Consider the following 5,231-nt stretch of genomic DNA (forward strand, 5'->3'; position numbering starts at 1 on the left):
GAAAAACGCCTGCTTGCTATCGTCCGTTACCAAGAGCAAATGACGCGTACCCGTCACTTCCTTGCCGCGGGTCAAGCTGGCATCATAGACCTGGATTTTACCCGTGGAGCCGGCATCCGCCTGGGTGATATGCACCTTGTCCCCGTCCGTCTGGCTGTCAAGATCCGTCTTCATATAGAAAATACCATCATTGCCGCTGAAATGTTCCGCCGACAACTGCTGATAAGCCGTATTAGCCGTCATGTTCACCACGGCCCCGCTGTTCAGCGTGAGATTCGTGACCGAGCTGTCTCCCGTCATGTTCCACTGTGCCCCGTTCGACATATCCAGGTTGATGGTACTGTCTGTATCTGCCACCGTAGAAGCACCGGTAAAGAAAGAATTTCCCGTATCCAGCACCGCCTTAATGGTACCGCCATCGCTGGCAAGCATATTGCCCTGTATGGTTTTCCGGCCGTCCGCAGCCGTCAGGTCGACGAGACTGTCCGCATCCTGGCTGAACAGGGAATACTGACCACCAATGATGTTGGCGCCGCCCGTAAAGGTGACCGTGCCGGCCCCTTTGCTCTCAACGCCGCTGCCGGCCGCCGAAACGGAGGCATTATCGCCTACGGCAGTGCTGCCATTATTGCTGACAATGCCTGTTCCATCTGTGCCATTTACCGTAATGGTTGCGTTCTTCCCTACAGTGGTGGTGCCATTTCCCGTGCTGGAAATACCTACGCCACTTTCTCCATTCACCGTAACAGAAGCATTGTCGCCTACAGTAGTACTGCCGCCTTCACTGGCAATTCCTGTTCCTTCAGTGCCGTTCACCGTAATGGAGGCGTTGTTCCCCACGGTAGCAGTGCCATCAACAAAGCTGTAAATGCCTTTGCTGGCCCAATTGTCATCTTCAACTTTTTCCCCGGTTACCGCAATGGATACATCGTCACCCACAGCAGTGCTTCCGCCTTTATCACTATAAATGCCCATTCCTCCTGTACCATTCACCGTAATGGATCCATGGGTTCCTACGGTGGTGGCTCCATCAGTATCGGTGTAAATTCCCGCGCCTTCTATACTGTTCACGATAATAGATGTATTGCTTCCGGTTTGGGTGGTACCGCCTGTCGTGTAAATCCCCACGCCGGTGGCGGTATTGGACGCTGTGATGGTCGCACGGTTTCCCACTATGGTAGTGCCTCCACTTTGGGTTTCAATGCCCATCAAATCATGATTGCCGGCTTGAGCCGTCAGCGAAGCATCATCTCCAATCTCCGTCACGCCGGACGTCGAGATGGCACGAGTCGTACCCGTTTCGCCTTTTGCCGTAACGATAAGACCATTCCCCGCTACCGTTTTCCCCTGGCTGCCGGTGCTAATACCGAACGCAGTGAACCGAGCCTCTGCCGTAATCATCAGATTGTTGCTCAAGGTATTTACGCCCTGGCGTCCCGTAGATACACCAGCCGCATGCCCATCGGGATTAATCACCTGGATATGCGACCCATCTCCCAAGTAGTTTTCCCCTCCCTGATTTGCTTGCAAACCTGTGTTATCAGGGGAATGATGGCCGCTAGTACTTTGGGACGATTCACCATGCGATAGAATAACCGAATTCTGCCCCAGGATATTCTTCCCGTTATCTTCCGCATCAACCCCGATACCTGCGTGACCATAGCCGGAAACGGTCGTAACCTGAGCTGCGTCCCCCAGAGTTGTTACACCATTCTGCCCTTTCGTCAAAATGCCTGTGGAAACATATCCGGAACTATTGATCACGGCGTTTGCCCCAAGTTCCATGGCAGCAGATGTATTTTCAAGGCCATAGCTGTGCATTGTAGTTTGATTGCTGTCGCTCCCTTCAGGCAGTTTCGTCTTGATCGTTGCCGCGATATTCGCATGATCATCCAGTTTCAAGGTCGTACCTTCCTGGGCTCTTATACCCGCAACTTCATTGGAAGCATCATACACATCACCATTCACATCACCATCATTCTGCGTTACCTGGACCGTAGTTCCCGTTCCTCCCTGCACCTTACTGCCCGAGCCTTGAACAGTAAGGCCAATGATGCTCTTAACTTTATCGGCAGGCAGATTTTTAAAGGAGCGCGTTACTGTAGTCTGCGTGTTATTCCCCAGACGCAAGGTGGCTCCATTCGATACCTGAATCCCAATGACATCGTCCGTGCCCGTATTCGAGATTACCTCGGTTTTGGTTCCGTCAGCCAGTGCCGTATCTGCTGTCACCACACGAGTTTCGGACATCTCTGCCGTGGCAGGCAGGAATCCGCCCAATACCGTCATCGAAGTCATCGCATAGATGATTTTCTTTTCCATTCCAGTCATAGATGTTCCCTCTTTCTCTCCGACTCATTTCTCATGCTTGCAAGGGGTTATCACACAAGGCAGCTGAATCATCAAGCAAGAAAGAAACAAACATATAACCATCCCTTGCGGGACTGCGGCACGACGTACCATTACGCCATGGTAAATGTGCGGGTTGCCGATCCTTAGAGCCCCACATCACCATGACGACCCAAATAAACCAAAACATACCCATCTTTTATATTCAGAGAATTCTGTTTATCCGTGTTGTTTTGCTATTTTTGGTTAAATGTGTGTCATTTAAAAAACTTCTTGGTTAATTTGGTTCAAGTTGCACTTGAATTTTTCCCCTCAAACTTACACTAACGTTATTATAGCAAAAACTTAACCGTATGTTAATATATAAATCCTATTTTTTAATAATAAATATACAATTGTACATAGATTTTTCAAATCAAAAAAATAGAGCCACTCATTTGCGTGGCTCCAGGGGTAAGATTTTCTGGATTTGCTCATTCTATTTTCTTGTTGGCTGCCGCTTCGCGCTGGCGGTCGAGTTCTTCGAGCTCGGCAACTTCCTGGTCGCGCTCTTCATCCGGCTGTTTGCGCTCGATCAGCATGGCATCGCCAAACGAGAAAAACCGGTACTTCATCTCGACGGCGGTCTTGTAGGCCTGCAGGACGAACTTGCGGCCGGCGAAGGCGCTGATGAGCATGATGAGCGTGGACTTCGGCAGGTGGAAATTCGTGATCAGGGCGTCGACAATCTTGAAGTCGTAGCCCGGGTAAATGAAGATGCCCGTCCAGCCGCTCTTGCCGGCGATCTCGTTCTTGGCGGTGGCGGCAGACTCGAGCGTGCGGATGCTCGTCGTGCCGACGGCGATGACGCGGTGACCGGCTTTCTTCGTGTCCATGATGAGCTTAGCCGTCTCGTCAGGGATGCAGTAGTATTCCTTGTGCATCTCGTGATCCTCGATGTTATCGACGTTAACGGGGCGGAACGTGCCGAGGCCGACGTGCAGCGTGACGAAGCCGAGGTTGACGCCCATGTCGCGGAGTTCCTGCATCTGTTCCTTCGTGAAGTGCAGGCCGGCCGTTGGCGCGGCGGCGGAGCCTTCCTCGCGGTTGTAGACGGTCTGATAGCGCTCCTTGTCCTCGAGCTTCTCATGGATGTACGGCGGCAGCGGCGTCTCGCCGAGCCGGTCGAGGATTTCCTCGAAGATGCCGTCAAATTGGAATTCGACGATGCGCCCGCCGAAATCCGTGTGCTCCGTCACCGTGCACGAGAGTTCGTCGCTGAAGCGGATGACGTTGCCGGGCTTGGCCTTCTTGCCGGGCTTGACGAGCGTTTCCCAGTGCGTGGCATCGAGCCGGCGCAGCAGGAAGACCTCGACCTTGCCGCCCGTCTGGTCGCGGTGGCCAATGAGGCGGGCCGGCATGACGCGCGTATCGTTGAAGATCAGCGTGTCGCCCGGCACGAGGAATTCCTTGAGATCGTAGAAATGGCGATGCTCGATGGTCTTCTCGACGGGGTCGAGCACCATGAGGCGCGATGCGTTGCGCGGCTCGATCGGCACCTGGGCAATGCGCTCTTCTGGCAGATCGTAATCAAAATCGGATAATAACATGTACGTAACCTCTTATCTCTTAATATTGTTTCTTTAACGTCACACCGCTGTAGTAGTGATGCAGGATGTCCGCACAGGACTTGCCCGCCTCGGCCAGGCGCTTGGCGCCCCACTGCGAAAGGCCGAGGCCGTGGCCGTAGCCGTAGCCTTCGAGCACGAGCGCATCCTTCTGGATTTTCGCGGCAAAGAGCGTGCTCTTGAGGCCGAACCAGCTGCGCATGTCGTTGCCGCTGATGCGCGCCGTGCCCTGCGAGCCTGTCACCGTCATCGTCTTGACGCGGCCTGAGACCGTACGCTCGCTCGTCTCCTTGCCAAACTGCACGGGCGAGAGCGAGACCTTGCGGATCTTGCCGACCTTCTTGCCCCTGGCCGCAAGCTTCGCGGAGAGTGTCTGCAAGGAAATGGATTTCGTCCAGGGCATCGTCTTTAGCTGCGGGTCTTTTGCCGCGCGCAGATACGGCACATAGCCGCCCCAGACATCCTCGCTGTTTTCCGTCATGCCGCCGCTGTCCGTGTGGAAGAGCGCGTCGATGGGCTGGCCGCCGTAGAGCAGCACCTCGCCGCGCGTCGCGCGCAGGGCTGCGTTGGCAGAAGCCTTCTCGGCGCCCGTGCCCGTGTAGACCTGGCAGTGCGTCGTCGTGCAGAGATCAAAGCCTGCGGATGCGTGACGGCCGCGGTTGTGCAGGGCAAAACTGCGTGCGGCGACACTCTGGGCCTTGATGGCCTCCTGCGGCCAGTCTGTCGGCATTTCCTCGGGCACGACACTCTTGAGGTACGTCTCGATGCCCACCTGATTGACGAGCGTCATACTGCCGGCGCGCGCCAGCACTTGCATTGCACCGGCATACGAACGGCTGCCGTAGCGGAACGACGCGCCGTCGCCCGCATTGGCAGGCGTCAGCGTGAGCGTCGTGCCCGCAAGCTTCTTGCCAGCGACGAGAAACGCATTCCCCTGCCGTCTGATGGTGACGGCCTGACCCGCAGACAATGTAAGTGCCTTAGAAGTCTCCGTCCGGCACGTGACTTTGCCGGCAAGCGGCGTCAGCGCCAGTGAAGCCTGCTTCTCGGCGAGGCCGATGCGCAGTACGGGCTCCTCTGCCGTTGCCTTGCTCATCTTACTCGCATTTCCCGAAGCGGCCGGAGCCGGAGCACGACGCGCCATGACCGGCGTGGCAAATGACAGCATCACCGCACCGGCCAGCAGGACTAACAAAAAACGTCTCATTCCATTCACTTCCTTTCCACTCTCTTTACAAGTCAACTACCCGCGACTGAAGTCGCGAGCTTGAGGGA

General features: G+C 55.2%; 3 protein-coding genes. All 3 read right to left on the reverse strand.

The features are described from left to right. Nucleotides 1-2,331: hypothetical protein (locus DWX75_RS11755; RefSeq protein ID WP_199497615.1), on the reverse strand; the 2,331-nt coding region annotated here is incomplete at its 3' end. A gap of 491 nt (nt 2,332-2,822) precedes the next feature. Beyond that, nucleotides 2,823-3,938, reverse strand: coding sequence for a tRNA preQ1(34) S-adenosylmethionine ribosyltransferase-isomerase QueA (gene queA / locus DWX75_RS11760; RefSeq protein WP_118016499.1), 1,116 nt, complete (start codon nt 3,936-3,938; stop codon nt 2,823-2,825). Between the two features lie 19 nt (nt 3,939-3,957). Continuing rightward, nucleotides 3,958-5,163: a SpoIID/LytB domain-containing protein gene (locus DWX75_RS11765; RefSeq protein ID WP_118016500.1), complete on the reverse strand. Its 1,206-nt coding sequence runs from the start codon at nt 5,161-5,163 to the stop codon at nt 3,958-3,960. Nucleotides 5,164-5,231 lie beyond the last annotated feature (68 nt).

This window comes from Mitsuokella sp. AF21-1AC, from assembly GCF_003458855.1.
Taxonomy (GTDB): domain Bacteria; phylum Bacillota; class Negativicutes; order Selenomonadales; family Selenomonadaceae; genus Mitsuokella.